Source organism: Leifsonia sp. Root4 (assembly GCF_001425085.1).
In the GTDB taxonomy this organism is placed as follows: Bacteria; Actinomycetota; Actinomycetes; order Actinomycetales; family Microbacteriaceae; genus Microterricola.
This window is the reverse complement of record NZ_LMDN01000003.1, coordinates 697605-724178: the sequence shown is the minus strand read 5'-3', so window position 1 is coordinate 724178 and position 26574 is coordinate 697605. Positions and strand designations below refer to the sequence as shown.

Genomic DNA, 26574 nt, shown 5'->3' with positions numbered 1-26574 from the left:
GTGTAGAACGAGTCTTCGAATTCCCTGCTTTTCTCGTAGACTCGTCTGGTGTCAGTTTCTCGAGTCGAATCCACGTCCAAGCTGAGTGTTCGCGGCGCCCGCGTGCACAACCTCCACAATGTCGATCTGGAGATCCCGCGCGACTCGCTCGTGGTCTTCACCGGCCTCTCCGGCTCGGGGAAGTCCTCGCTCGCATTCGACACGATCTTCGCCGAGGGTCAGCGCCGCTACGTCGAGTCGCTCTCGGCATACGCGCGCCAGTTCCTCGGGCAGGTGGACCGGCCCGACGTCGACTTCATCGAGGGCCTGAGCCCCGCCGTCTCGATCGATCAGAAGTCGACGAACCGCAACCCGCGCTCCACCGTCGGCACCATCACCGAGATCTACGACTACATGCGCCTGCTCTGGGCTCGCGTCGGCGTTCCGCACTGCGCCGTCTGCGGCGAGAAGATCCAGCGCCAGACGGTGCAGCAGATCGCCGACCAGCTCATGGAGCTGCCGGAGGGCACCCGGTACCAGGTGCTGAGCCCCATCGTCTCGCAGAAGAAGGGCGAGTTCGTCGACCTGTTCAAGGAGCTCGCCGCATCCGGTTACTCCCGCGCCATCGTCGATGGCGAGCAGATCCAGCTCTCCGAGCCGCCGACGCTGAAGAAGCAGATCAGGCACGACATCTCGGTCGTCGTCGACCGTCTCGTCGCCGCCGACGAGCTGCTCAGCCGCCTCACCGACTCGCTCGAGACCGCGCTGCGGCTGACCGACGGCCTCGTGCGCATCAATTTCGTCGACAAAGAGGGCGATGAGGCGTGGCAGACCTTCTCTGAGAAGCTCTCCTGCCCGAACAACCACCCGATCCAGCTCACCGAGATCGAACCGCGCACCTTCTCGTTCAACGCCCCATTCGGCGCCTGCCCCGAGTGCTCCGGCCTCGGCACGCGCATGTCGGTCGATGAGGACCTGCTGCTCGGCGACCCGGAGCTCAGCATCGCCGAGGGCGTCATCCTGCCGTGGACGACGCAGGGCAAGGGGCTCTTCAGTTACTACGAGAAGCTGCTCGAGGGTCTCGCCCGCGACCTCGACTTCGACCTCACGACCCCGTGGCAGAAGCTGCCGGCCGACGTGCGCGCCGCCGTGATGAACGGCGACAACTTCGAGGTCAAGGTGAAGTGGAAGAACCGCTACGGCCGTGAGGTGAGCTACACCTCCGGCTTCGAGGGCGTCGTTCCCTACATTGAGCGGCAGTACGCCCAGGCGGAGACCGACAACCAGCGTGCCCGCTGGGCCGAGTACCTGCGCGAGGTGGCCTGCCAGGTCTGCAACGGCAAGCGGCTCAAGCCGGAGGTGCTCGCCGTGCACATCCACGGGGAGAGCATCGCGGATGTCTGTGAGCTCAGCCTCAGCGATGCCCGCAGCTTCATGGACAAGCTCGAACTCACCGATCGCGAGCAGGCGATCGCGGCGCAGGTGTTGCGCGAGATCAAGCTGCGCCTCGACTTCCTGGTCAAGGTCGGCCTCAACTACCTGAACCTCGCCCGTGCCGCGGCAACGCTCTCCGGCGGTGAGGCGCAGCGCATCCGCCTGGCCACCCAGATCGGTTCCGGCCTGACCGGTGTTCTCTACGTGCTCGACGAACCGAGCATCGGACTGCACCAGCGTGACAACCGTCGCCTGATCGAGACACTCGTCGCGCTCCGCGACCTCGGCAACACGCTGATCGTCGTCGAACACGACGAGGACACGATCCGCACCGCCGACTGGATCGTCGACATCGGGCCGGGCGCCGGCGTCAACGGCGGCCGGGTCGTGCACTCCGGCTCCTACGACGCGCTGCTCGCCAACCCGGAGTCGCTCACCGGCGATTACCTGGCAGGCAGACGGCAGATCGTCACCCCGCACACCCGTCGCCCCATCGATCCGGAGCGTCAGATCTCCGTCATCGGCGCGCAGGCGAACAACCTCCGCAAGGTGAGCGCCGACTTCCCGCTCGGCACCTTCACGGCCGTCACCGGCGTGAGCGGATCCGGCAAGTCCTCGCTCGTCAACGACATCCTCTACCGTGTGCTCGCCAACAAGCTCAACGGCGCCCGCAAGCTGCCTGGCAAGCACACCAGGGTCACGGGCCTCGACCACCTCGACAAGGTGATCCACGTCGACCAGGCCCCGATCGGTCGCACTCCCCGGTCGAACCCCGCCACGTACACGGGCGTCTTCGACCGCATCCGCAACCTCTTCGCCGAGACGATCGAGGCGAAGACGCGAGGCTACCTGCCCGGCCGCTTCAGCTTCAACGTCAAGGGGGGCCGCTGCGAGGCGTGCTCCGGCGACGGCACCATCAAGATCGAGATGAACTTCCTGCCCGACGTCTACGTCGACTGCGAGGTCTGCCACGGTGCGCGCTACAACCGCGACACCCTGACCGTGCACTACAAGGGCAAGAACATCGCCGAGGTGCTGCAGATGCCGATCAGCGAGGCCGCCGAGTTCTTCGAACCGATCTCGGCGATCCACCGCTATCTGAAGACGCTCGTCGAGGTCGGCCTCGGCTATGTGACGCTCGGCCAGAGCGCCACGACCCTCTCCGGCGGTGAGGCGCAGCGTGTCAAGCTCGCCACGGAGCTGCAGAAGCGCTCCAACGGGCGCAGCGTCTACGTGCTCGACGAGCCGACGACCGGCCTGCACTTCGAAGACGTGCGCAAGCTCCTCATCGTGCTCAACGGCCTCGTCGACAAGGGCAACACCGTGATCGTCATCGAGCACAACCTCGACGTGATCAAGAGCGCGGACTGGGTCCTCGACCTCGGGCCGGAGGGCGGCTCTGGCGGCGGCAAGGTCATCGCGACGGGCACCCCGGAGCAGGTCGCCGCGAACAAGAAGAGCCATACCGGTGTGTTCCTGAAAGAAGTCCTCGCGGCGGACGTCGCATCAGCGGATCGCCGGGCCGCGGCGATCGCGGGCTGAGCGACGCGGTCCATCGATGGCGAATGTGCTGAGTTACCGGCCGAAGACGGGGGAGATCCCCACCGAGCCGGGGGTCTACCGCTTCCGCGACCAGAATTCGCGGGTGCTCTACGTCGGCAAGGCGAAGAACCTGCGCGCGCGCCTCAGCAACTACTTCGCGCCATTGGAGAGCCTGCACGAGCGCACCAGGCGCATGGTGACGACGGCGACGAGCGTCGAATGGACGGTCGTCGGCAGCGAGGTCGAGGCGCTGCAGCTCGAGTTCCACTGGATCAAGGAATTCGATCCGCCGTTCAACGTCATGTTCAAGGACGACAAGTCCTACCCCTACCTGGCCGTCACCCTCGCCGAGGAGGCGCCGCGCGCCCTGGTCACGCGTACAACGGGCATCAAGGGCGCCAGGTACTTCGGGCCGTACCCCAAGGTGTGGGCGGTCTACGACACCATCGAGCTGATGCTCAAGGCATTCCCGATCCGCACCTGCAAGGACTCCGACTACAAGCGCGCCATGCAGTCGGGAAAGCCGTGCTTCGCCGGCCAGATCGGTCGTTGCTTCGGGCCGTGCTCTGGGCTCGTCAGCATCGAGGAACACCGCGAGATCGTCAAACGTTTCGTCAGCTTCATGGGCAGCCAGGACCGCAAGCTGATCAACGAGCTCACCCAGGAGATGAAGGCGGCATCCGCCGTGATGAACTTCGAGCTCGCGGCGAAGAGGCGCGACCAGGTCGCGGCCCTTGAGGCGGTGCTCGAGAAGAGCGCCGTCGTGCTGCGTGACTCCGTCGACATCGACCTCTTCGGCATCGTGCACGATGAACTCGCCGCGGCCGTGCAGCAATTCGTCGTGCGCGGCGGCCGCATCCGCGGTGTGCGCGGCTGGGTCGTCGACAAGGGCCTCGACGCGTCGATGGGAGAACTCGTCGACTCGATCGTGCAGACCGTCTACAACGAGAACAACCCACCGCCGCGGGAGATCGTCGTTCCCGAGCTGCCGGACGACGCCGCAGCCCTCGAGGAGTGGCTGCGGGGAATGGCCGGAGCCAAGGTGCAGGTGCGCGCGGCACAACGCGGCGAGAAGGCGGCGCTTTTGGCCACGGCGACGCAGAATGCCGCCCACTCGCTGATGCTCTACAAGACGCGGCGCAGCTCCGACTTCACGGCCCGCTCCAAGGCGCTCGAAGACATCCAGGAGGCGCTCGGGATGACGGAGGCGCCGCTGCGCATGGAGTGCTACGACGTGTCGCACCTCGGCGGGACCAACATCGTCGCGAGCATGGTCGTGTTCGAGGACGGGCTGCCGCGCAAGGACCAGTACCGGCGCTTCAACATCCCCGAATCCACAGACGACACCGATTCGATCTATCGCACGCTCACCAGGCGGCTGGCGCACCTGCGCGAGGAGGCCGCCGAGCCGGCTGCCGATCCCGCAGCGGAGGAGAGCGCGGGGGAGAAGCGCCGCCGGTTCAGTTACCCGCCGAATCTGCTCATCGTCGATGGCGGGCAGCCGCAGGTGGAGGCCGCCGCGCGCGCGCTGCGGGAGTCTGGCGTGCAGGGAATCCAACTCTGCGGAATCGCCAAGCGGCTGGAGGAGATCTGGCTGCCCGACTCCGACTACCCGGTGATCCTGCCGCGCAACAGTGACGCATTGTTCCTGTTCCAGCGCATCCGCGACGAGGCGCACCGCTTCGCCATCACGCACCAACGGGCGAGCCGCAAGCGGGACATCAACTCCGTGCTCGGCGAGATCCCCGGGCTCGGCCCGGCCAGGGTCTCCGTGCTGCTGAAGCATTTCGGCTCCGTCTCGCAGCTGAAACAGGCCAGCCCCGAGGCGATTGCCGAGGTTCGCGGGGTCGGCCCGGCACTCGCGCAGGCGATCCACCAGCACTTGCGTGCCTGAACCGCTCGGCGCTCGGTAGGCTAGAGTCCCACCAGTTCTTCTACCGAAGGTGAGAATCTGCCATGGCGGATGCCCGGCAGCACGAGATGCTGATCGTCACGGGAATGTCCGGAGCCGGTCGTTCGACCGTAGCGAACGCTCTTGAAGACCTCGGTTGGTACGTTGTCGACAACCTCCCCCCGCAGATGCTGCGCCCCTTCGTGGATCTTGCGGGGCGCGCCGGATCGAGCCTGCCCAAGATCGCGGCGGTCGTCGACATCCGCGGTGGCAACTTCTTCTCCGAGCTGCAGGAGATCATCCAGGCGCTCCGCGCCGGCGGAACTGAGCTGCGCGTCGTCTTCCTCGACGCCTCGGACGACGTGCTGGTGCGCCGCTTCGAGTCTGTGCGCAGGCCCCACCCACTGCAGGGCGATGGCACGCTCCTGGATGGCATCGCGGCCGAGCGGGCGCGCATCGCGGCGATCCGCGGGGCGAGCGACATCCTCATCGACACCACCGAGCTGAACATCCACCAGCTGGCGACGGCAACGCGGGAACGATTCTCAGAGCATGACATCGCCGGCGTGAGCGTGACGCTGCTGAGCTTCGGTTTCAAGTACGGCGTTCCGACGGATGCCGATATGGTGGCCGACGCCCGCTTCCTCCCCAATCCGTTCTGGGTGCCGGAGCTGCGCCCGCACACCGGCCTCGACGGCGATGTCGCCGATTACGTGCTCGGTCAGCCGGGCGCCCAAGAATTCCTCGAACGCTACGCAGCCGCACTCGAGCCAGTGCTCGCCGGCTACCAGCGCGAGAATAAACGTCACGTCACGATTGCCGTCGGTTGCACCGGCGGCAAGCACCGCTCCGTCGCCATGGTGAAGGAGCTGTCGACATTGATCGGCGCCCTTCCCCGGGTGGCAGTGAGCGTGAGGCATCGGGACCTCGGACGCGAATAGGCAGCCGCACCCGGCTGCCTGTCCACGCCTTTTGGCACTGCAAAGAATGGAAACACGATTGGCTCTCACCGCCGACGTTAAAGAAGAACTCTCCCGGGTCGAGGTCGCAAAGACCACGGTCCGGGCGGCCGAGCTCGCGACGATCCTGCGCTTCTCCGGAGGTCTGCACATGATCTCCGGCCGCATCGCCGTCGAATCCGAGCTCGACTCAACCGTGCTCGCGCGCCGCGTGCGCAAGGATCTCGCCGAACTCTACGGGGTGCGCAGCGATGTCTCGGTGATCGCGGCCTCCGGGCTCCGCCGCACCAACAACTACCTCGTCCGCGTGCTGGAGGGAGGCGAGACCCTCGCCCGCCAGACCGGCCTGCTCGACGCCCGCCGTCGGCCGATCCGCGGCCTGCCGAACCGCCTGACCACGGGCTCGCGCGAGGAGATCGCCGCCGTCTGGCGCGGAGCGTTCCTCGCAGCAGGCACCCTGACCGATCCCGGCCGCTCCGCAGCGCTGGAGATCACCTGCCCGGGCAACGAGGCCGCCATGGCCCTCGTCGGAGCCGCCGGCCGCCTCGGCATCGCCGCGAAGGCCCGCGAGGTGCGCGGAGTCCACCGCGTTGTGATCCGCGACGGCGACGCCATCAGCTCGATGCTCGTGCACATGGGTGCCGAGCAGACGGTGCGCAACTGGGAGGAGCTGCGCCAGCGCCGCGAGGTGCGGGCCACCGCGAACCGCCTGGTCAACTTCGATGACGCGAACCTGCGCCGCAGCGCGCAGGCCGCCGTCGCCGCATGCGCCAGGGTCGAGCGCGCCATGGAGATCCTCGGCGCCGACATCCCGGACCACCTGAAGTACGCGGGGGAGCTTCGACTGCGCTTCCGCGATTCCAGCCTCGACGAGCTCGGGCACCACGCAGAGCCGCCGATGACCAAGGACGCCGTGGCCGGCCGCATCCGCCGACTGCTCGCGATGGCAGACAAGAAGGCAGCAGATCTCGGCATCCCGGGAACCGACGCCAACCTGCCCGCCGACCTAGACGACGTGTGATCCACAGGCGCGGAACAGTATCGGCGGCCCCACGGTTGCCATCAGTAGACTGAAAATGTCGCAATCGGTCGCGAATCTCGCGGTCACGAAAGAGGAGAAAATCAATGGCTGAATACACGCTGCCTGAACTCGCCTACGACTACTCGGCACTCGAGCCGAGCATCAGCGGTGCGATCATGGAGTTGCACCACAGCAAGCACCACCAGGCGTACGTGACCGGTGCGAACACCGCGCTGGCACAGCTCGCCGAGGCCCGTGACAACGGCAACCTGGCCAACGTCAACAAGCTGCAGAAGGATCTCGCCTTCAACCTCGGCGGTCACGTCAACCACTCGATCTTCTGGACCAACATGTCGCCGAACGGTGGCGACAAGCCGGTCGGCGAGCTCGCTGCCGCCATCGACGACTTCTTCGGTTCCTTCGAGAAGTTCCAGGCGCACTTCACCGCGACCGCGCTCGGTGTGCAGGGCTCCGGCTGGTCGGTTCTGGCCTGGGACTCGATCGGCCAGCAGCTGATCATCCAGCAGTTCTTCGACCAGCAGGCCAACTTCGCCGTCGGCACGGTTCCGCTGCTGATGCTCGATGTCTGGGAGCACGCCTACTACCTCGACTACCGCAATGTTCGGGCCGACTACGTCAAGGCCTTCTGGAACATCGTCGACTGGTCCAACGTGCAGGCACGCTTCGAGGCCGCGCGCGTAAAGACCAACGGGCTGCTGATACTGTCATAGCGGATGGTGTCCCCGGGCACCGTCCGGGGACACCGTCGTCTCATTCTTGTTTCGTCCATCCCACGCGCTTTGCGCCTCAGTAACAGGAGTACTTTCGTGACCGTAAAGATCGGTATCAACGGATTCGGCCGTATTGGCCGCAACTACTTCCGCGCCGCCCTCGCCAAGGGCAGCGACATCGAGATTGTTGCGGTCAATGACCTCACCGATCCCAAGACCCTGGCTCACCTGCTGAAGTACGACTCTGTCGCCGGGCGCCTCGACGCCACCGTCGAACTCCAGGGCGACAGCATCGTCGTCAACGGCAAGGCCATCAAGGTTCTCGCCGAGCGCGACCCGTCCAACCTCCCCTGGGGCGAGCTGGGTGTCGACATCGTCATCGAGTCGACCGGTTTCTTCACCAAGGCAGAGCTTGCCCGCAAGCACATCGAGGCCGGCGCCAAGAAGGTCCTCGTCTCCGCTCCCGCCACCGGCGAGAACGTCGCGACCATCGTTCTCGGTGTGAACGAGTCCACCTACGACGCTGCGACGCACGACGTCATCTCCAACGCGTCCTGCACCACCAACTGCCTCGCGCCGTTGGCTCAGGTGTTCCTCGACAACTTCGGCATCGAGCGTGGCCTCATGACCACCGTTCACGCCTACACGGCCGACCAGAACCTGCAGGACGGCCCGCACAGCGACCTCCGTCGCGCCCGTGCAGCCGCCGTGAACATCGTTCCGACCTCCACCGGTGCTGCCAAGGCCCTCGGCCTCGTCATCCCCGAGCTCGTCGGCAAGCTCGACGGCTACGCGCTGCGTGTTCCGATCCCCACCGGCTCCATCACCGACCTGACGGTCACCGCTTCGCGCCCCGTCACCGTCGAAGAGGTCAACGCTGCGTACAAGGCTGCGGCAGAGGGTCCCCTCAAGGGCATCCTCAGCTACACCGAGGACCCGATCGTCTCCAGCGACATCGTCGGCGACCCGCACTCCTCGATCTTCGACGCCGGCCTCACCAAGGTGATCGGCGACCAGGTCAAGGTTGCGTCGTGGTACGACAACGAGTGGGGCTACTCCAACCGTCTGGTTGACCTCACCGTCTTCGTCTCCGAGACCCTCTAAGCGGGTAGGGCGTGACGCTGCGCACGATTGATTCCCTCGGGCCGCTCGCAGGCAAGCACGTCATTGTGCGCTGCGACCTGAACGTTCCGCTGAAGGACGGCCAGATCACAGACGACGGCCGTGTGCGAGCGTCTCTGCCCACCCTCAACGCTCTGCTCTCGCAGGGTGCCCGCGTGAGCGTCGTCTCACACCTCGGGCGCCCTGAGGGGGCACCGGATGAGCGCTACAGCCTCGCTCCCGTCGCCCGCCGTCTCGGCGAGCTGCTGGGCAAGCCTGTCGCCTTCGCCACCGACACGGTCGGCGCTTCGGCGCAGGCCGCTGTCGCCGGCCTCGCCGATGGCGAGATCGCCGTTCTCGAGAACCTGCGTTTCAACGCGGGCGAGACCTCCAAGGTCGCGGAGGAGCGGGCGGCCTTCGCCGCCGAGCTCGCCGCGTTCGGGGACGCCCTCGTCTCCGACGGCTTCGGCGTCGTGCACCGCAAGCAGGCGAGTGTCTACGAGCTGGCTGAGCTGCTTCCGAGCGCCGCCGGCCTGCTGATCGCCGCAGAGCTTGATGTGCTCGACCGCCTGACCGAGAACCCCGAGCGGCCGTACGCCGTCGTCCTCGGCGGATCCAAGGTCTCCGACAAGCTCGGCGTGATCGGCCACCTGTTGCCGCGCGTCGACTCGCTGCTCATCGGCGGCGGCATGCTCTTCACCTTCCTCGCGGCCCTCGGCCACAAGGTCGGCTCGAGCCTGCTCGAAGTCGACCAGATCGACACGGTCAAGGGCTACCTCGCCGAGGCGGAGCGTCTTGGCGTTGAGATCGTCATCCCGACGGATGTCGTCGTCGCCTCGAAGTTCGGCGCGGACGCCGAGGTTCTGGTGCGCCCGGCCGACGCCATCGAAGACACCCCGTTCGGTGCATCCGGACTTGGGCTCGACATCGGACCGGACACCGCCGCGCGGTTCGCCGAGGTCATCCGTGCCTCGACGACCGTGTTCTGGAACGGCCCGATGGGCGTCTTCGAGCTCGCCCCCTTCGCAGCAGGTACCCGTACGGTTGCAGAGGCTCTCACCGAGGTCACCGGCCTCAGCGTCGTCGGCGGTGGCGACTCAGCCGCAGCCGTACGCGCACTCGATTTCAACGATGACCAGTTTGGTCACATTTCGACCGGCGGAGGTGCCAGCCTCGAGTTCCTCGAAGGCAAGCGACTTCCCGGTCTGGAGGTACTCGGATGGTAGCCAACAGAATTCCCCTCATCGCAGGCAACTGGAAGATGAACCTGGATCACCTCCAGGCGATCGCCTTCGTGCAGAAGCTGGCCTGGAACCTCACGGAGGCCAAGCACGACTTCGGCAGCGTCGAGGTTGCCGTGTTCCCGCCGTTCACCGACCTGCGCAGCGTGCAGACCCTGGTCTCGGCAGACAAGCTCCCGCTCGCCTTCGGTGCGCAGGATGTCTCCGAGCACGTCTCCGGCGCATACACGGGTGAGATCTCCGCCGCGTTCCTCGCCCAGCTCGAGTGCCGCTACGTGATCATCGGCCACTCCGAGCGGCGCACGCTGCACGGCGAGACCGACGAGCAGGTCGCGGCCAAGGTCGCAGCCGCTCTCGCGCACGACATCGCACCGATCATCTGCGTCGGCGAGACGGCGGAAGACCTGGAGAAGCACGGCCCGAGCGCCGTGCCCGTCGCCCAGCTCCGCGCGGCACTCGCCGGCGTGAGCGGTGCGGCCGATCTGGTCGTCGCGTACGAGCCCGTCTGGGCCATCGGCTCCGGTCAGGCTGCAACGCCCGAGCAGGCCGAACAGGTCGCTGCGGCGCTCCGCGCAGTCCTCGTCGAGTTGCTCGGCGACGATGTCGCCGCGAAGACCCGCATCCTCTACGGCGGTTCGGTCAAGTCGGGCAACATCGCCGGATTCATGCGCGAGCCGAACGTCGACGGCGCGCTCGTCGGCGGTGCGAGCCTCGACATCAACGAGTTCGCCAGCATCTGCCGCTTCAAGCAGCACGTCGGTCTCTAGGCCGAAACGGTCGGAACGACAACGGCCCCGGCGCGGCATCCGATGATCGGGCGCCGCGCCGGGCTATACTTGTCTGTGGTCTTGGCGCGGCGTTCCTGCTTCGCATTGTGAAAGGTTTCTCGTGGAAATTCTCCAGGTAGTAATGCAGGTCATTCTCGGTTTGACGAGCCTGCTGCTGACCATGCTGATCTTGCTGCACAAGGGTCGCGGCGGCGGTCTCTCCGACATGTTCGGTGGCGGCATGACCAGCAACCTCGGTGCATCGGGTGTTGCGGAGCGCAACCTCAACCGGATCACCGTCATCCTCGGTCTCGTCTGGGTCTCGAGCATCATCGTGCTCGGCCTGATCACCAAGTTCGACACAGGGCTCTAACACGGTGCCGCCTCTGCGGCACCACCACACAGCAACATTTCACAGCTCCATTCAACACAGCAGCGGAGGCAGCCATGGCATCGGGTGGCAGTGCAATTCGGGGATCGCGCGTCGGCGCCGGCCCCATGGGCGAACAGGACCGCGGGTACCACGCGGACCGCGTGGCCGTTTCATATTGGGATGCTCTCGGCAACGAGACCATCCGCTACTTCTCGGCGATCCTGCCCGACGAAGAGATTCCACTGACGATCGACTCTCCGCAGTCTGGTCTTCCGGCCGGCCGCGACAAGGAGAACCCGCCGTCGCTGGCGAAGCTCGAGCCGTACAAGACGCACCTCGCATACGTGAAGGAGCGTCGTACTGAGGAAGAGGCTGAGCAGCTCCTCGAAGAGGCGCTTGAGCAGCTTCGCGTGCGCCGGGGCAAGGTCTCCAGCACCAACTAGTCAGCACCAGCTAGCCAGCATCAACTGCTGTCTACAACAGAAAAGCCCCAGCCGAGCCGGCTGGGGCTTTCTTGTTGCCGTACTCAGTATGAGGGAGCGATGAGCGACTCGGGGACCTCGGCCGCGGCGTCACGGTCGATGAAGAACACGGTGCGCTTGCGCCCCTTGATCCCACCCGCCGGAACCTCGTCACGACTCGCTCCGGCCAGGGCCAGACCGAGCGCCGACGCCTTGTCGGACCCGGCGAGGACCATCCAGACGCGGTCCGAGTGGTTCAGCACCGGACGTGTCAGGCTGAGGCGCTCCGCGGGGGGCTTCGGCGAATTGCGCACGGCGATCACCGAGCGGTCGTTCACCTGGATGCCGGAGCGGTGCGGGAACAGCGATGCGACGTGCCCGTCCGGCCCGACACCGAGGAAGGTGATGTCGAGACGCGGGAGCTCAGAGCCCTCGTCGGCGTGGGCGGCGAGCTCGGCGGCGTAGGAGTCCGCCGCCGCGTCCAGGTCGAGGGCGCCATCGGAGGCCGGGAAGCGGTGAATGTTCTCGGCAGGAATGTCGATGTGGCTGAGCAGCGCGTCGAAGGCCTGCTGGTCGTTGCGCTCCGGATCGCCGGCCGGGAGCCAGCGCTCGTCGCCCCACCAGAAGTGGATGCGGGACCAGTCGAGCGTGTCGCGCGCACTGGACTCATTGACGGCGGCAAGCACGCCCGAGCCCATCGAGCCGCCCGTCAGCACGATGTTCGCGCTGCCGAGGTCGTCGAGGATGTCGAGCGTCTTGGTGATGAATCGAGCGGCGACAGAGCCGGCAAGTGCCTGCTTGTCAGGGTGCACGAGCACCCGGCGTTCATTGGTCATGCGGCGCTTCCCGTCGTGATCGGCTGTGATGCACCGAGTCTAGCGAGAGCAACCGTGATGACCTGTCCGTAGAGCTCGTCCGGGTCGAGGCGGCGGAGCTCGTCGGCCAGGCAATCACGCAGATTGCGGCGGGGCAGGGCGAGGCTGTGCGTCGGCTGCTCCGGCTGGGTCAGCACGGCGACACCGGCCACGGAGCGGGTGAGGTCGATCGCGCCCGTCGAGCGTTCCATGCGCACGCTGTGGATGCCGTGCGATGTCGCTCCCGGGGTCAGCACGTACGCGGTCGGCGCCTCGAGCGCCGAGTGCAGCCATGCGCTGAGCAACGTCGTCGACGGTGAGTCGTCGCTGCCCTCGACGTGCACGGAGGTGACGGGGGAGTACGGCGGCTGGTCGAGGACGGCGGCCAGCTGGGCGCGCCACAGCGTCAGGCGGGTCCAGGCGAAGTCGATGTCTCCCGGCATGTAGTTCTCGGCGAGCTGCGCGAGCGCCGCCTGCGGGTCGGGCTGCGCCGAGGCATCCGTGATGCGACGGTGCGCGATGCGGCCGAGCGGTGCGCGGCCCGGCACGACCGGTGCGGCGCCTGGCCACCAGGTGACCACGGGGGCATCGGGCAGCAGCAGTCCCATGACGAGGCTCTGCTCGTCGCTGGCCGCTTCTCCGCTGGCGCGCAGGATGATGACCTCGCTCGCGCCGGCGTCGCCGCCGACGCGGATCTCGGCATCGAGGCGGGCCTCGAGGGCGGAGTCGGGGTTGGCGCACACGACGAGCACCCGCATCGGGTGCTCACGGGACGCGTCGTTGGCGGCCTCGATGGCCACCTCCTCCGTTCCCGTTGACGCCGAGATGATCAGTGTCAGTACGCGACCGAGGGCGACGACGCCGTTCTCCTCGCGCATCTTGACGAGGGCCTTGGAGACCTGGCTGATGGTGGTGTTGGGCAGATCGATGATCATGGACGCCTCCAGACACGGCCGTCGCGGGCCAGAAGTTCATCGGCCGAGCTGGGACCCCAGCTGCCGGGGCTGTACTGTTCGGGCTGGCCCTGGGTCTCCCAGAACTCCTCGATCGGGTCGAGGATCTTCCAGGAGAGCTCGACCTCTTCGTGCCGGGGGAAGAGGGGCGGGTCGCCGAGGAGCACGTCGAGGATGAGGCGCTCATACGCCTCAGGGCTCGCCTCGGTGAAGGCGTGGCCGTAGCCGAAGTCCATGGTGACGTCGCGCACCTGCATGCCGGCGCCGGGAACCTTGGAGCCGAAGCGGATCGTGACACCCTCATCGGGCTGAACGCGGATGACGAGGGCGTTCTGGCCGAGTTCGGAGGTCTGACTGTCGGCGAAGAGCTGCTGTGGGGCGCGCTTGAACACGACGGCGATCTCGGTCACACGGCGGCCGAGGCGCTTGCCTGCCCGCAGATAGAACGGAACGCCCGCCCAGCGGCGGGTGCCGATGGTCAGCTTCATGGCCGCGTAGGTCTCGGTCAGCGACTCCGGGTTCATGCCGTCCTCATCGAGGAAGCCGAGAACCTTCTCGCCGCCCTGCCAACCGCCGCCGTACTGGCCCCTGGCCGTTCCCGTGCCGAGATCCTCCGGCAGACGAACGGCGGCGAGCACCTTCTCCTTCTCGGCGCGGAGCGCCGAGGCGTCGAAGGAGATCGGTTCCTCCATCGCGGTGAGGGCGAGCAGCTGCAGCAGGTGGTTCTGGATGACATCGCGGGCCGCGCCGATTCCGTCGTAGTAGCCCGCACGCCCACCGACGCCGATGTCCTCGGCCATGGTGATCTGCACGTGGTCGACGTAGTTGGCGTTCCAGATCGGCTCGTAGAGCTGATTGGCGAAGCGGAGCGCCAGGATGTTCTGGACGGTCTCCTTGCCGAGGTAGTGGTCGATGCGGAACACCGAGTCGGCCGGGAAGACCGACTCGACGACCGCGTTCAGCTCGCGCGCCGTCTTCAGGTCGCTGCCGAACGGCTTCTCGATCACCACGCGACGCCAGGCGCCGTCCTTGCCGGCGGCCAGGCCGGATTTGCTCAGCTGCTCGGTGACCTGGGGGAACGCCTTCGGCGGGATCGAGAGGTAGAACGCATGGTTGCCCATGGTTCCACGCTCTCGATCCAGCTCGTCGATCGTCTCCTTGAGCTGCGCGAACGCATTCTCATCATCGAAGGTGCCGGGGACGAAACGGATTCCCTGCGCCAGCTGCTGCCAGACTTCCTCACGGAACTCGGTGCGTGCATGCTCCTTGACGGCATCGTGCACGACCTGCATGAAGTCCTGGTCGGCCCAGTCGCGTCTGGCGAAGCCGACGAGACCGAAGCCGGGCGGCAGCAGGCCGCGGTTCGCCAGGTCGTAGACGGCCGGCATCAGCTTCTTGCGGGACAGATCGCCTGTCACGCCGAAGATGATGAGCCCGCTTGGACCGGCGATGCGGTTCAAGCGGTAGTCGGCCGGCGACCGCAGTGGGTTGGAATCCGCGGTGATGTTCACCGGTGCCATGAAGCTCCTCGAAGAGATGAGATGGAGTGCTCGCGTTTAGCGGGCGGCGTCGAACAGGGTGCTCACGTTTGCCGCGGCATCCGTCAGCGTGAGAGTGAGGACGGGGCGTCCGTGGGCCGCCAGCACGCTGGCGTCTCCACTGGCCTGGGCCTGGATGAGCTCACCGAAGGTGAACGGGCTCTCGGGGATCTCCAGGTCCTCCGCCGGGGTGGCGAGGATCTGCAGGAATGCGCCGACCGCCGGACCGCCCTTGTGGAACTGGCCGGTCGAGTGCAGGAACCGGGGTCCCCAGCCGAAGGTGACCGGGCGTCCGCTGCGTTCGGCGAGGATCGCGCGGAGCTCGGCGAGCTGCGGCAGAGCCAGACGATCGACATATGCCTGAATCGAGATGTAGCCGTCCTCCGGCACCTCCTCGATCAGCACGTCGATCGCCGACTGCAGGTCGCTGGCCGCTCCGATGACCTCCGGGGTGCCGCGCACCTCGATGCCCTCGGAGACGAAGGCGGCCGGAGCGGGCTCCGGGCGTGCGTCCAGAAGGCCACGGGTGGCAATCTTGGCCGATTCGACGTCTGGCTGGTCGAAGGGGTTGATGCCGAGCAGGCGACCCGCGACGACGGTCGCATACTCCCAGACGAGGAACTGCGCGCCGAGCGTTCCGCTCACACGCACCTCGTTGGCGTCTCCGCCGGGGAAGAGCTCGTGACCGGCCTCGTCGACCAGGCGGACGAGCAGGAAGTCATCGAGATCCGCCGTGATCTCCGCTGCATCCTCATCGAGGACGACGGGGAGCAGGCCGGTGCCGAGCTTGCCGGTCGACTCAGCGATCAGCTGCTCGACCCAGTCGGGCAGACCGACGATGTGCGTTCCGTCCGCGAGCAGGCCGAGCTTGTCGCGCAGCGGCGACGTTCCTGCGATCGCGGCACCCAGGATGAGTCCGGGGTTCTCCTCGCTGTCGACGGCGAGGGGGAGCGAGATCGCCTCCGCCTCGTCGAGGAGCTGCGCGATGTCGACGCCGGCGAGGCCGGACGGCACGAGGCCGAACGCGGTCAGCGCCGAGTAGCGGCCACCGACGTTCGCATCCGCGTTGAACACACGGTAGCCGGCGGCTCTGGCCGAGACGTCCAGCGGCGAACCGGGGTCGGTGACGACGATGACGCGGGTGACGGGGTCGATGCCGGCATCCGCGAATGCTTTCTCGAACACGCGACGCTGGCTGGCGGTCTCGACGGTCGAACCGGACTTGGAGGAGACGACGATCGCCGTCTCGCTGAGGCGGTCGTTCAGGGCCGCGAGGACCTGGCCGGGGTCGGTGGAGTCGAGGACGGTGAGCTCGACGCCCATCGTCCTGGTGATGACCTCCGGGGCCAGCGAGGAGCCGCCCATGCCCGCGAGGGCGATGTGACTGACGCCCTGGGCGCGCAGCTCGTCGCGCAGGGCGACGATCTCGGGGACCAAGGGGCGCGAGATCGCGACGGACTCGGTCCAGCCGAGTCGGATCGCCGACTCGGCCTCGGCGTCCGGGCCCCACAGCGTCGGGTTCAACGCGGTGATCCCGGACGCGACCTCATCGGCGACGAGGGCGCCGAGGTGGCGGCGCACAGCATCTGCTGCCGCGCCGCTCACCGCGATGCTGATGGTCACTTGGCTGCCTCGAGGGCGACCTTGACCGTCTCGAGCAGTTCGCCCCACGAGATGATGAACTTGGAGACGCCCTCGGACTCGAGCAGCTCGGTGACCTCGTCGTAGGAGACGCCGAGTGCTGCAAGCGCGTCGAGAACGCCCTGAGCGTCGGCGTAGGAGCCTGTGACGGTGTCGCCGGTGATGACGCCGTGGTCGAACGTCGCCTCCATCGTCTTCTCCGGCATGGTGTTGACGACGTTCGCCGCGACCAGGTTGGTCACGTAGAGCGTGTCGGGCAGGCTCGGGTCCTTGACGCCGGTCGAGGCCCAGAGCGGGCGCTGCGCGTTGGCGCCGGCGGCGAGCAGTGCGGCCGCGCGCTCGGTCTCGAATGCCTTGATGAAGACGTCGTAGGCGAGCTGCGCGTTGGCGACGCCGGCCTTGCTCTTCAGTGCGATGGCCTCGTCGCTGCCGATCGCGTCGAGACGGTTGTTGATCTCGGTGTCGACGCGCGACACGAAGAAGGAGGCGACCGAGTGGATCGTGGAGAGGTCGTGACCGGCGGCCTTGGCCTTCTCGAGTCCGGCGATGTAGGCGTCGATGACCTGCTGGTGGCGGGCCAGGCTGAAGATGAGGGTCACGTTGACGCTGATGCCCGCGGCGATCGTCTCGGTGATGGCCTCGAGGCCGGCGATGGTCGCCGGGATCTTGATCATCGCGTTGGCGCGGTCGACCTTGGCCCAGAGCTGCTTGGCCTGGGCGATGGTGCCGGCTGCGTCGTGGGCGAGGCCGGGCTCGACCTCGATCGACACGCGGCCGTCGACACCGTTGCTGGCGTCGTAGACCGGGCGGAAGATGTCGCTCGCGTCGGCGACGTCGCGCGTGGTGATCTCGAAGACCGCCTCGTCGACGCTGGCGCCGGATGCCGCGAGCTCGGCGACCTGCGCCTCGTAGGCGTGGCCGTTCGCCAGCGCGCTGGCGAAGATCGTCGGGTTCGTGGTGACGCCGACGACGTTCTTCTCGTCGATCAGCTTCTGCAGGCCACCGGAGACGATGCGCTCACGCGAGAGGTCGTCGAGCCAGATGCTGACGCCGGCCGCGGACAGCTGGGCGAGGGGAGTTGCTTCAGTCATTGTGTTCAATACTCCTTTGCGCGGCTTACGCCGACGCGATCGATTCCTTGGCGGCGGCAACGACGGCTTCGGTCGTGATACCGAACTTGGTGAAGAGTGTCTGGTAGTCGGCCGATGCACCGTAGTGCTCGATCGACACGGCGCGACCCTGGTCTCCGATGTAGCTATTCCATGTCAACGCCAGACCGGCCTCAACCGATACCCGGGCCGTGACATTCTTCGGCAGAACCGAGTCGCGGTACTCGGCGGGCTGCTCCTGGAACCACTCGAGGCTGGGAGCCGAGACGACGCGGGCGTGAACGCCATCGGCCTTGAGCTCCTCGCGGGCGGCGAGGGCAAGCTGCACCTCGGAGCCGGTGGCGATGATGATGACGTCGGGGGAGCCGTTTGCGGCATCCGCGAGCACGTATGCACCCTTGGCGACGTTCGTGGCCGAGGCCAGCACGTCACCGGATGCTTCGCCGTCTCCACGCTCGAACACGGGGATGTTCTGGCGGGTCAGCGCGATACCGGCCGGACCACCGCGACGCTTGAGGATCTCGAGCCAGGCGTAGCTGACCTCGTTCGCGTCACCGGGGCGCACGACATCCAGACCCGGGATCGCGCGCAGCGTTGCGAGCTGCTCGATCGGCTGGTGGGTCGGGCCGTCCTCGCCCAGGGCGACCGAGTCGTGAGTCCAGACGAAGATCGACGGGACCTTCATCAGGGCGGCCAGACGGACGGCCGGGCGCATGTAGTCGCTGAAGATCAGGAAGGTGCCGCCGAATGCGCGGGTGTTGCCGTGCAGGACGATGCCGTTGATGATCGACGCCATGGCGTGCTCGCGGATGCCGAAGTGCAGCACGCGCCCGTAGGGGTTGCCCGTCCACTCGTGGGTGGAGTGCTCGCTCGGCACGAAGGAGGCCGAACCGTTGATGGTCGTGAGGTTCGACTCGGCGAGGTCGGCAGAGCCGCCCCAGAGTTCGGGGATGACGCCGGCGAGGGCGTTGATGACCTTGCCGGATGCCGCGCGGGTCGACACAGAGGTGCCCCCCTCGAAGACGGGCAGGGCCGACTCGGCCTCGTCGGGAAGCTCGCCGCTGAGCACGCGGTCCAGGAGAACCTTGCGCTCCGGGTTCGCTGCTGCCCACTCGGAGAAGCCCTTCTGCCACTCGGCGTGCTGCTCTGCGCCACGCTCGACGGCCTTGCGGGTGTGCGCGATGACCTCGTCGGAGACGGCGAAGCTCTCGGCGGGATCGAAGCCGAGCACCTCCTTGACGGCGGCAAGCTCGTCTGCACCGAGTGCGGAACCGTGGATCTTGCCCGAGTTCTGCTTCTTCGGGCTCGGCCATCCGATGATGGTCTTCAGCACGATGAGGCTCGGCTTGTCCGTCTCGCCCTTGGCGGCCTCGATGGCGGCGTTGAGCTCGATCATGTCTTCGACATACTCGCCCGTCTTCTTCCAGTCGACGGTGAGCACCTGCCAGCCGTAGGACTCGTAGCGCTTGGCAACGTCCTCGGTGAAGGCGATCTGGGTGTCGTCCTCGATGGAGATCTGGTTGCTGTCGTAGATCGCGATGAGGTTGCCGAGCTGCTGGTGGCCCGCGAGCGATGACGCCTCGCTGGTGACACCCTCCTGCAGGTCGCCATCGCCGGCGATCACGTAGACGAAGTGGTCGAACGGGCTCGTGCCCGCGGCGGCATCCGGGTCGAACAGGCCGCGCTCGAAGCGGGCGGCGTAGGCGAAACCGACGGCGGAGGCGAGGCCCTGGCCGAGCGGGCCGGTGGTGATCTCGACGTGGTCGGTGTGCCCGAACTCGGGGTGGCCGGGGGTCTTGGATCCCCAGGTGCGCAACGACTTGAGGTCGTCAAGCTCGAGGCCGTAGCCGCCGAGGTACAGCTGTACGTACTGGGTCAGCGAGCTGTGGCCGACGGAGAGCACGAAGCGGTCGCGACCGAGCCAGTGCTGGTCGGACGGGTCACGGCGCATCACCTTCTGAAAGAGGAGGTACGCGGCGGGGGCAAGGCTCATGGCCGTTCCCGGGTGGCCGTTGCCGACCTTCTCCACTGCGTCTGCCGCGAGAATGCGGGCGGTGTCAACTGCCTTGTTATCAATGGAATCCCATTGCAGATCTGCCACTGGATACTGACCCTTCTAAGCGTTGGGGCAGCGCGTTCCGCGCCTGCTCCCGTTGAGGTATGCCGCGCCGAAATCGTCGTTGGCTCATCCCCGACGTGCACAACTCGCCACAGACGGGCCGAAATCCTTGTGCGCACGCTGGAGACCGGCGAGCTTCTTCAGTATAGAGACAGCACTCAGCCACATGCCGTGATGTGACGAATGCTCGCTGCAACCCGTTATGCATTCGTGGCCTAGAATTGGCTGAGAACCCGGCTGTAAGAGGAGCAATGGACGTCGCACTAGAGAATCGCACCCAGAGTCAGCGACCCGATCTGCGGCGCAAGCTCCGGGCCTACTGGGCGCTGACGAAGCCGCGCGTCATCGAATTGCTGCTCGTTGTCACCGCTCCGACGATGATTCTGGCGCAGAACGGCATCCCGAGCCTGTGGCTCGTGCTGGCGACCCTGATCGGCGGCGCGATGAGCGCCGGATCCGCGGGGGCGTTCAACTGTTACATCGACCGCGACATCGACCGCGTGATGAAGCGGACCAAGAACCGGCCGCTCGTCACGGGGGAGCTGAGTGACCGCGAGGCCCTCGTCTTCGCCTACGGCCTGGGCGCTGCGTCCATCATCTGGCTCTGGCTCACGACCAACTGGCTCGCCGCGGCGCTCTCGCTCGGCGCCATCCTGCTCTACGTCGTCTTCTACAGCCTGATCCTCAAGCGCCGCACCGCCCAGAACATCGTCTGGGGCGGCGTCGCCGGCTGCATGCCCGTGCTCATCGGCTGGGCCGCCGTGACCGGCGACATCACCTGGCCCCCGATCATCCTGTTCGCGATCATCTTCCTCTGGACGCCGCCGCACTACTGGCCGCTGTCGATGAAGTACCGCGACGACTACAAGGCGGCCGGCGTGCCGATGCTCGCGGTTGTGCGTGGCCGCGCGCAGGTCGGGCTGCAGACGATCCTGTACGCGTGGGCGACCGTCGCGTGCTCCCTGCTGCTCGTCCCTGTTGCCGGCATGGGCCTGCTCTACACGGCCGTCGCGCTGGTGACGGGTGGCTGGTTCATCTTCGAGACCCACCGCCTGTACAGCCACGCGATCCGCCACAGCGAGGTCTCGCCCATGCGGGTCTTCCACGGCTCAATCGCGTACCTGACGCTGCTCTTCGTCGCCGTCGGCGTCGACCCGCTGCTGCCCTTCTAAGCGTGCAATGCTCGATTTCCGGGCGCAGCTTCGGCACATCCCTGAGCGGGTGCTCGTCGCCGGCGTCACGGGCGTCGGCAAGACCATGCTGTGCAGGCGCCTGGCGGATGCCGCAGGGTTCGCCTACGTCGAGCTCGACTCGTTGCACCATGGCCCAGAGTGGAGCGTCCTGCCCGACTTCGAACGCGACGTCGAAGCCGTGATCTCCGGGCAGCGCTGGGTGAGCGAGTGGCAGTACCACACGGTGAAGGACCGCATGCTCGCGCGCGCCGACACCCTTGTCTGGATGGACTACCCGCGTCGCGTGGCCCTGCCCCGGCTGCTGCGGCGCACGGTCCGGCGCCGCTTCAGCGCGGAGACGCTCTGGAACGGGAACCGTGAGCGGCCGCTGCACAGTTTCTTCACCAATCCGGACGAGAACATCATCCGCTGGGAGATGAAGACGCACGCGCTGCTTCGCGGAGTGGTGCCGGGACTCGAGCGCGAGGCGCCGCCGCTACAGCTGGTGCGGATCGGCGGTCAGCGGCAGCTGGAGCACTGGCTCGCCGGACCGCTGGCCGCCGCGCTGGCTCCCCGCTGAGCGCTCGAGCGCTCCGCGCTCGACGAAACGGCCCCCTTCCGCGTCGGAAGGGGGCCGTTTCCACTGATTCGATCTGTCCGTTAGGCGACGGCGACCGGGGAGCTCTCCGTGACCGGAACCGCGACGGCGACCGGCTTCTTGAGGCTGAGCACGACCGCGGTCATCGCCGAGGCGAGCAGGGCGGCGAGCAGCATGTGCGCTGCAACGAGCGCCTCCGGCAGCCCGGTGTTCGCCTGGATCAGGCCGACGGCGATCTGCAGCACCTCCACCGCCAGCAGGTAAAGGGTCCAGCGGTGCACAGCGGTGCCGCGGAAGTTGATCGACGCGATCGCCAGGAACAACGTCAGCGCGAAGGTGGCGTACGCGGGCCACGCGTGCAGGTGCTCGAACAACTCGGCGTTGAAACCGGTGCGGGCGGCGTCGAGGTCGCCGGAGTGCGGGCCGGATGCCGTCGTCAGCACACCCATGGCGATCGTCAGTGCGACGAAGAACGTCGTGACGTGCGCCGTGATCATGAACCAGCGCGGAACGGCGTATTCGCGGGGGCCCGGCACCGCGTATGCGCGGACGATCAACGCGGCGGCCACGCAGCACATGACGAGCGATGCCGTGTAGTGGAAGCCGACGATGAAGGGGTGGAGACCCGTGAGGACGGTGATGCCGCCGACGATGGCCTGGGCAACGACGCCGATGAGCAGCACGAGGGAGAGCACCCAGAGCTCACGGCGCTCCTTGCGCATGCGCAGCACGAGGAGCACCATGATCACGGCGATGATGCCGACGACGCCGGACATCATGCGGTTGCCGAACTCGATCACACCGTGGATTCCCATCTCCGGTGTCGGAACCAACGATTCCGGAGTGCACAGCGGCCAGGTGGGGCAGCCGAGCCCGGAGCCGGTCAGGCGCACGGCGCCGCCGGTGACGATGATCACCAGCTCCGTGATGAATGAGAGCCATGCGAAGAGCCGCACGCGCCCGTCGACCTGAGTTGGCAGCCAGTTGTAGATGCGCTTCACCGTGTATTCGCCTTCATGATTGATGCTTTGCGTGAAGCTGAGCGTCACGCACGCCGATCCCCAGCCTTGTGGCTGTAGAATCAAATTGATTTGAGAACCGCTGTCACGCGCCGATGCGTCACACGACGCAGAGCCGCGCGCTCCGATAGTTGGTCCTTGAACATCTTAGGTACGCAATGCAGCCACCCGCACAATCGTTCATCGATGCCAGACGCATTCGCGCTCGGCACGGGAATGAGCCGGACTGATATCCGGTTATAGCGGGCAGGAGAATGAGGTAGAGAATGTCGGACGTGCTCATCGACCGCCCCGAGCTCGAGTCACTTGGTGTCTACGAGTTCGGATGGCATGACGGGGATGCCGCAGGCGCATCCGCTCGTCGAGGAATCTCGAAGGAGGTTGTCTCCGACATTTCGGCCCTGAAATCTGAACCGGCCTGGATGCTCGAACGTCGCCTCAAGGGATACGAGCTCTTCGGCCGCAAGCCGATGCCGACCTGGGGTGCAGACCTCAGCGAGATCGACTTCGACAACATCAAGTACTTCGTTCGGTCGACCGAGAAGCAGGCCCAGACCTGGGAAGACCTGCCCGACGACATCAAGAACACGTACGAGCGGCTCGGAATCCCCGAGGCCGAGCGTCAGCGCCTCGTCTCCGGCGTCGCGGCCCAGTACGAGTCAGAGGTGGTCTACCACCAGATCAACGAAGAGCTCGAAGCACAGGGCGTTATCTTCATGGACACCGACACGGCGCTCAGGGAGCACCCGGAGTTCTTCGAGGAGTACTTCGGCACCGTCATCCCCTCCGGCGACAACAAGTTCGCCGCGTTGAACACGGCCGTCTGGTCCGGCGGCTCCTTCGTCTACGTGCCGCCCGGCGTGCACGTCGAGATCCCGCTGCAGGCCTACTTCCGCATCAACACGGAGAACATGGGCCAGTTCGAGCGCACCCTGATCATCGCCGACGAGGGCAGCTACGTTCACTACATCGAGGGCTGCACCGCGCCGATCTACAAGAGCGACTCGCTGCACTCCGCCGTGGTCGAGATCATCGTCAAGAAGAACGCCCGGGTTCGCTACACGACGATCCAGAACTGGTCGAACAACGTCTACAACCTCGTCACCAAGCGGGCGACCGCGGCAGAGGGCGCGACCATGGAATGGGTCGACGGCAACATCGGCTCCAAGGTCACCATGAAGTACCCGTCCATCTTCCTGATGGGCGAGCACGCCAAGGGTGAGACGCTCTCCGTGGCCTTCGCCGGCCCCGGCCAGCACCAGGATGCCGGAGCCAAGATGGTGCACATGGCTCCGTACACGCAGTCCTCGATCGTCTCCAAGTCGATCGCCCGAGGCGGCGGCCGTGCCGGTTACCGCGGCGAGGTGCGCATCGCCGCCAACGCCCACCACTCGAAGAACAGCGTCGTCTGCGACGCCCTGCTGGTCGACAGCATCTCGCGTTCCGACACCTATCCAGCCATCGACATCCGCGTCGACGACGTGCAGCTCGGCCACGAGGCCACGGTCTCGAAGGTCAGCGAAGAGCAGCTCTTCTACCTGATGAGCCGCGGAATCGACGAGACCGAAGCCATGGCCATGATCGTGCGCGGCTTCATCGAGCCGATCGCGCGCGAGCTGCCCATGGAATACGCCCTTGAACTCAACAAGCTCATCGAAATGGGCATGGAAGGATCCGTCGGCTAAATGACCGCCGCCTCGACACCCAGTACAACCATGCCCACTTCCGAGACGCCGACCGCGAGCCTCGTCGAACCCGGCCAGCACGGCCTGAAGAAGCACAGCGACGGAGGCTGGGGGCTCGCCCCCGTGCAGACCCGCTCGGCGCGTTTCGCCTCCTTCGAGCACAGTGACTTCCCGGTCATCACCGGCCGTGAGGCCGTGTGGAAGCTCTCCCCGGTTGCCAAGTTCGCCGATCTGCTCGACGGCGAGCTCGACGGTTCGCCGTTCGAGTTCAGCGCGGCCGAGGCCGCAGGCGTCACCGTCAGCTGGATCGACCGCGACGACGCCCGCATCGGTTCCGCCGGCAAGCCGGAGGAGCGGGCATCCGCCAACGCGTGGACCAACTTCGAGAAGGCACTGCTCATCTCGGTGACCGGCGAGGATGCGAAGGAGCTCACGCTCACCCGCAGCACGCTCGGGGCAGCCGCCCGCGCCGCCCACATCGTGATCGAGGCCGCGCCGTTCAGCAACGCGCGCATCGTGCTCGAGAACGCCGGCGACGCTCGCATCACCGAGAACGTCGAGATCCTCGTCGGCGAATCGGCCAACCTCAGCGTCATCAGCGTGCAGCAGTGGAACGACGGTGCCGTGCACCTGGCCAACCACTTCTCGCGTGTCGGCCGTGACGCCAAGCTCAAGCACATCGTCGTCTCCCTCGGCGGTGAGGTCGTGCGGGTGAACCCGACGACCCACCTTGCAGAGTCCGGCTCCGATGTCGAGGCCTTCGGCCTGTACTTCGCCGATGCCGGCCAGCACCTCGAGCAGCAGGTGTACGTGCACCACGATGCGCCGCACTCGCGCTCGCGCGTCAACTACAAGGGCGCACTGCAGGGCGAGGGTGCCCGCACCGTCTGGATCGGCGACGTGCTCATCGGCCCGAAGGCCACCGGCACCGACAGCTACGAGCAGAACCGCAACCTCGTCCTCAGCGAGGGAACGCGTGCAGACTCGATCCCGAACCTCGAGATCGAGACCGGCGACATCGCCGGCGCCGGCCACGCCAGCGCAACCGGTCGATTCGACGACGAGCAGCTCTTCTACCTGCAGTCGCGCGGCATTCCGGAGGAGGAGGCCCGCCGCCTCGTCGTCCGCGGATTCCTCAGCGAGATCATCCAGCAGATCGGGTCCGCCCCGCTCGAGGAACGCCTGCAGGCCGTCCTCGAGGCCGAGCTCACGGGACCGGTGCTCTGATGGTCGCGAGCAGGATCTGCGCGCTCGACGAGCTCGAAACGAACCAGGCCGTCAAGGTCGACATCGATGGCGTCTCCATCGCACTCGTGAAGGATGCCGCCGGGGAGGTGTTCGCCATCGGCGACACCTGCACCCACGGCGACATCTCCCTCTCGGAGGGCTTCGTCGAGGATGACACGCTGGAGTGCTGGGCACACGGCTCGCAGTTCTCGCTGCGCACGGGCAAGCCGATCACCCTCCCGGCCTACGAGCCGGTCCCCGTCTACCAGGTTGAACTGGTCGACGGCGACATCTACATCGACACGGCCGTCACGCTGGCCGTCTGACCTTTCAGGCACCGCACCCACTTGACCGGCGCTGGCGCGCCGAAAACGAAAGAGATTGAACACTATGTCTGTTCTTGAAATCAAGGACCTGCACGTCAACGTTGAGACCGACCAGGGCACCAAGCAGATCCTGCGCGGCGTCGACCTGACCATCAACGAGGGCGAGATCCACGCCGTCATGGGGCCGAACGGCTCCGGCAAGTCGACCCTGGCGTACACGATCGCCGGCCACCCCAAGTACCACGTCGAGGGTGGATCCATCCTCCTCGACGGCGTCGAGGTACTCGACATGAGCGTCGACGAGCGCGCCCGTGCCGGCCTCTTCCTGGCGATGCAGTACCCGGTCGAGCTGCCCGGTGTGAGCAACACCAACTTCCTCCGCACGGCGAAGACCGCCATCGAGGGTGAGGCTCCCAGCATCCGTCACTGGATCAAGGACGTCCGCACCGCCATGGACGCCCTCCGCATGGACTCCTCCTTCGCAGAGCGCAACGTGAACGAGGGCTTCTCCGGTGGCGAGAAGAAGCGCAACGAGATCCTCCAGCTCGAGCTGCTCAAGCCGAAGTTCGCCGTTCTCGACGAGACCGACTCCGGCCTCGACGTCGACGCGCTGAAGATCGTCTCGGAGGGCGTGAACCGCGCCAAGGCGAACACGGGCCTCGGCATCCTGCTGATCACGCACTACACCCGCATCCTCCGCTACATCGAGCCCGACTTCGTGCACGTCTTCGTCAACGGCCGCATCGCGGAGCAGGGTGGCCGTGAGCTTGCAGATCGCCTTGAAGACGAGGGTTACGATCGCTTTCTCACCGGCACGAACGTAGGCTAGTTCT

23 protein-coding genes are annotated in these 26574 nt (G+C 66.6%); 16 read left to right on the top strand and 7 right to left on the bottom strand.

The features are described 5' to 3' along the window. Positions 1–48: 48 nt before the first annotated feature. The 10 genes from uvrA (at position 49) to ASC66_RS13015 (ending at position 11482) form a co-directional block, all read left to right on the top strand. Positions 49–2955 carry an excinuclease ABC subunit UvrA gene (uvrA, locus tag ASC66_RS13060; RefSeq protein WP_055840168.1) on the top strand — a complete coding sequence of 969 codons (2907 nt, stop codon included), beginning with the start codon at positions 49–51 and terminating at the stop codon, positions 2953–2955. A gap of 16 nt (positions 2956–2971) precedes the next feature. Beyond that, positions 2972–4849: an excinuclease ABC subunit UvrC gene (uvrC, locus tag ASC66_RS13055; RefSeq protein ID WP_055840167.1), complete on the top strand. Its 1878-nt coding sequence runs from the start codon at positions 2972–2974 to the stop codon at positions 4847–4849. A 62-nt stretch (positions 4850–4911) separates the two neighbouring features. Further along, positions 4912–5787: an RNase adapter RapZ gene (rapZ, locus tag ASC66_RS13050; RefSeq protein ID WP_055840164.1), complete on the top strand. Its 876-nt coding sequence runs from the start codon at positions 4912–4914 to the stop codon at positions 5785–5787. A 58-nt stretch (positions 5788–5845) separates the two neighbouring features. Then, positions 5846–6826 carry a DNA-binding protein WhiA gene (gene whiA, locus ASC66_RS13045; RefSeq protein WP_055840163.1) on the top strand — a complete coding sequence of 327 codons (981 nt, stop codon included), beginning with the start codon at positions 5846–5848 and terminating at the stop codon, positions 6824–6826. A 104-nt stretch (positions 6827–6930) separates the two neighbouring features. Continuing rightward, complete coding sequence (locus tag ASC66_RS13040; protein WP_055840161.1) at positions 6931–7557, top strand: superoxide dismutase; 627 nt, start codon at positions 6931–6933, stop codon at positions 7555–7557. A gap of 96 nt (positions 7558–7653) precedes the next feature. After that, positions 7654–8661, top strand: a complete 1008-nt coding sequence (gene gap / locus ASC66_RS13035) for a type I glyceraldehyde-3-phosphate dehydrogenase (protein ID WP_055840158.1) — start codon at positions 7654–7656, stop codon at positions 8659–8661. Between the two features lie 11 nt (positions 8662–8672). Continuing rightward, positions 8673–9884, top strand: coding sequence for a phosphoglycerate kinase (locus ASC66_RS13030; RefSeq protein ID WP_055840156.1), 1212 nt, complete (start codon positions 8673–8675; stop codon positions 9882–9884). Then, positions 9878–10666 carry a triose-phosphate isomerase gene (gene tpiA / locus ASC66_RS13025; RefSeq protein ID WP_055840153.1) on the top strand — a complete coding sequence of 263 codons (789 nt, stop codon included), beginning with the start codon at positions 9878–9880 and terminating at the stop codon, positions 10664–10666. Before ASC66_RS13030 ends, tpiA begins: the two co-directional genes overlap by 7 nt. A 121-nt stretch (positions 10667–10787) precedes the next feature. After that, positions 10788–11039, top strand: a complete 252-nt coding sequence (gene secG, locus ASC66_RS13020) for a preprotein translocase subunit SecG (protein WP_055840151.1) — start codon at positions 10788–10790, stop codon at positions 11037–11039. 74 nt (positions 11040–11113) lie between these two features. Then, positions 11114–11482, top strand: a complete 369-nt coding sequence (locus ASC66_RS13015; RefSeq protein WP_055840149.1) for an RNA polymerase-binding protein RbpA — start codon at positions 11114–11116, stop codon at positions 11480–11482. 83 nt (positions 11483–11565) lie between these two features. Here the strand turns inward: ASC66_RS13015 and pgl are convergent, their stop codons facing one another. Genes pgl through tkt form a run of 6 tightly spaced genes read right to left on the bottom strand, consistent with a single transcriptional unit; the run spans position 11566 to position 19696 of the window. Then, positions 11566–12336, bottom strand: a complete 771-nt coding sequence (gene pgl, locus ASC66_RS13010; protein ID WP_055840146.1) for a 6-phosphogluconolactonase — start codon at positions 12334–12336, stop codon at positions 11566–11568. Continuing rightward, a complete protein-coding gene (locus ASC66_RS13005) occupies positions 12333–13289 on the bottom strand; it encodes a glucose-6-phosphate dehydrogenase assembly protein OpcA (RefSeq protein WP_055840144.1) in 957 nt (318 codons plus the stop codon). Before ASC66_RS13005 ends, pgl begins: the two co-directional genes overlap by 4 nt. Next, entirely contained in the window at positions 13286–14827 is a 1542-nt protein-coding gene (gene zwf / locus ASC66_RS13000) for a glucose-6-phosphate dehydrogenase (RefSeq protein WP_055840142.1), read from the bottom strand. Before zwf ends, ASC66_RS13005 begins: the two co-directional genes overlap by 4 nt. Positions 14828–14863: 36 nt before the next feature. After that, a complete protein-coding gene (locus ASC66_RS12995) occupies positions 14864–16468 on the bottom strand; it encodes a phosphoglucose isomerase-related protein (protein WP_055840140.1) in 1605 nt (534 codons plus the stop codon). After that, entirely contained in the window at positions 16465–17577 is a 1113-nt protein-coding gene (tal, locus tag ASC66_RS12990) for a transaldolase (protein WP_055840139.1), read from the bottom strand. Before tal ends, ASC66_RS12995 begins: the two co-directional genes overlap by 4 nt. Before the next feature lie 25 nt (positions 17578–17602). Beyond that, entirely contained in the window at positions 17603–19696 is a 2094-nt protein-coding gene (gene tkt, locus ASC66_RS12985) for a transketolase (protein WP_055840137.1), read from the bottom strand. 269 nt (positions 19697–19965) lie between these two features. Between tkt and ASC66_RS12980 the strand changes: the two genes are divergently transcribed. Both ASC66_RS12980 and ASC66_RS12975 read left to right on the top strand, forming a co-directional pair. Further along, positions 19966–20886: a heme o synthase gene (locus ASC66_RS12980; protein WP_055840135.1), complete on the top strand. Its 921-nt coding sequence runs from the start codon at positions 19966–19968 to the stop codon at positions 20884–20886. Positions 20887–20893: 7 nt separating this feature from the next. Continuing rightward, positions 20894–21466 (top strand): P-loop NTPase family protein, encoded by a 573-nt coding sequence (locus ASC66_RS12975; RefSeq protein ID WP_055840133.1) that lies wholly within the window; start codon positions 20894–20896, stop codon positions 21464–21466. Between the two features lie 80 nt (positions 21467–21546). Here ASC66_RS12975 and ASC66_RS12970 read toward each other — a convergent pair whose 3' ends face one another. Beyond that, a complete protein-coding gene (locus tag ASC66_RS12970; RefSeq protein WP_055840433.1) occupies positions 21547–22485 on the bottom strand; it encodes a COX15/CtaA family protein in 939 nt (312 codons plus the stop codon). Between the two features lie 284 nt (positions 22486–22769). On the opposite strand from ASC66_RS12970, the gene sufB reads away from it, so the two are divergent. From sufB to sufC, 4 genes are all read left to right on the top strand, one after another. Continuing rightward, positions 22770–24188: a Fe-S cluster assembly protein SufB gene (gene sufB, locus ASC66_RS12965; protein WP_055840131.1), complete on the top strand. Its 1419-nt coding sequence runs from the start codon at positions 22770–22772 to the stop codon at positions 24186–24188. A 30-nt stretch (positions 24189–24218) separates the two neighbouring features. Next, positions 24219–25415, top strand: coding sequence for a Fe-S cluster assembly protein SufD (gene sufD, locus ASC66_RS12960; RefSeq protein WP_082492331.1), 1197 nt, complete (start codon positions 24219–24221; stop codon positions 25413–25415). After that, positions 25415–25741, top strand: a complete 327-nt coding sequence (locus ASC66_RS12955) for a non-heme iron oxygenase ferredoxin subunit (RefSeq protein ID WP_055840128.1) — start codon at positions 25415–25417, stop codon at positions 25739–25741. The genes sufD and ASC66_RS12955 overlap by 1 nt, the downstream gene beginning before the upstream one ends. Positions 25742–25805: 64 nt before the next feature. Then, positions 25806–26570: a Fe-S cluster assembly ATPase SufC gene (gene sufC / locus ASC66_RS12950; RefSeq protein WP_055840126.1), complete on the top strand. Its 765-nt coding sequence runs from the start codon at positions 25806–25808 to the stop codon at positions 26568–26570. The last annotated feature ends 4 nt before the right edge of the window (positions 26571–26574 follow it).

What these genes read in the sequence shown, in the direction of transcription:
- sufD (WP_082492331.1), top strand. Translation starts at nt 24,219, where the DNA reads ATGCCCACTTCCGAGACGCCGACCGCGAGCCTCGTCGAACCCGGCCAG.
- zwf (WP_055840142.1), bottom strand. Translation starts at nt 14,827, where the DNA reads ATGGCACCGGTGAACATCACCGCGGATTCCAACCCACTGCGGTCGCCG.
- ASC66_RS13015 (WP_055840149.1), top strand. Translation starts at nt 11,114, where the DNA reads ATGGCATCGGGTGGCAGTGCAATTCGGGGATCGCGCGTCGGCGCCGGC.
- rapZ (WP_055840164.1), top strand. Translation starts at nt 4,912, where the DNA reads ATGGCGGATGCCCGGCAGCACGAGATGCTGATCGTCACGGGAATGTCC.
- ASC66_RS12980 (WP_055840135.1), top strand. Translation starts at nt 19,966, where the DNA reads ATGGACGTCGCACTAGAGAATCGCACCCAGAGTCAGCGACCCGATCTG.
- ASC66_RS13040 (WP_055840161.1), top strand. Translation starts at nt 6,931, where the DNA reads ATGGCTGAATACACGCTGCCTGAACTCGCCTACGACTACTCGGCACTC.
- ASC66_RS12955 (WP_055840128.1), top strand. Translation starts at nt 25,415, where the DNA reads ATGGTCGCGAGCAGGATCTGCGCGCTCGACGAGCTCGAAACGAACCAG.
- sufB (WP_055840131.1), top strand. Translation starts at nt 22,770, where the DNA reads ATGTCGGACGTGCTCATCGACCGCCCCGAGCTCGAGTCACTTGGTGTC.
- pgl (WP_055840146.1), bottom strand. Translation starts at nt 12,336, where the DNA reads ATGACCAATGAACGCCGGGTGCTCGTGCACCCTGACAAGCAGGCACTT.
- ASC66_RS12975 (WP_055840133.1), top strand. Translation starts at nt 20,894, where the DNA reads ATGCTCGATTTCCGGGCGCAGCTTCGGCACATCCCTGAGCGGGTGCTC.
- ASC66_RS13005 (WP_055840144.1), bottom strand. Translation starts at nt 13,289, where the DNA reads ATGATCATCGATCTGCCCAACACCACCATCAGCCAGGTCTCCAAGGCC.
- tpiA (WP_055840153.1), top strand. Translation starts at nt 9,878, where the DNA reads ATGGTAGCCAACAGAATTCCCCTCATCGCAGGCAACTGGAAGATGAAC.
- uvrC (WP_055840167.1), top strand. Translation starts at nt 2,972, where the DNA reads ATGGCGAATGTGCTGAGTTACCGGCCGAAGACGGGGGAGATCCCCACC.
- tal (WP_055840139.1), bottom strand. Translation starts at nt 17,577, where the DNA reads ATGACTGAAGCAACTCCCCTCGCCCAGCTGTCCGCGGCCGGCGTCAGC.
- sufC (WP_055840126.1), top strand. Translation starts at nt 25,806, where the DNA reads ATGTCTGTTCTTGAAATCAAGGACCTGCACGTCAACGTTGAGACCGAC.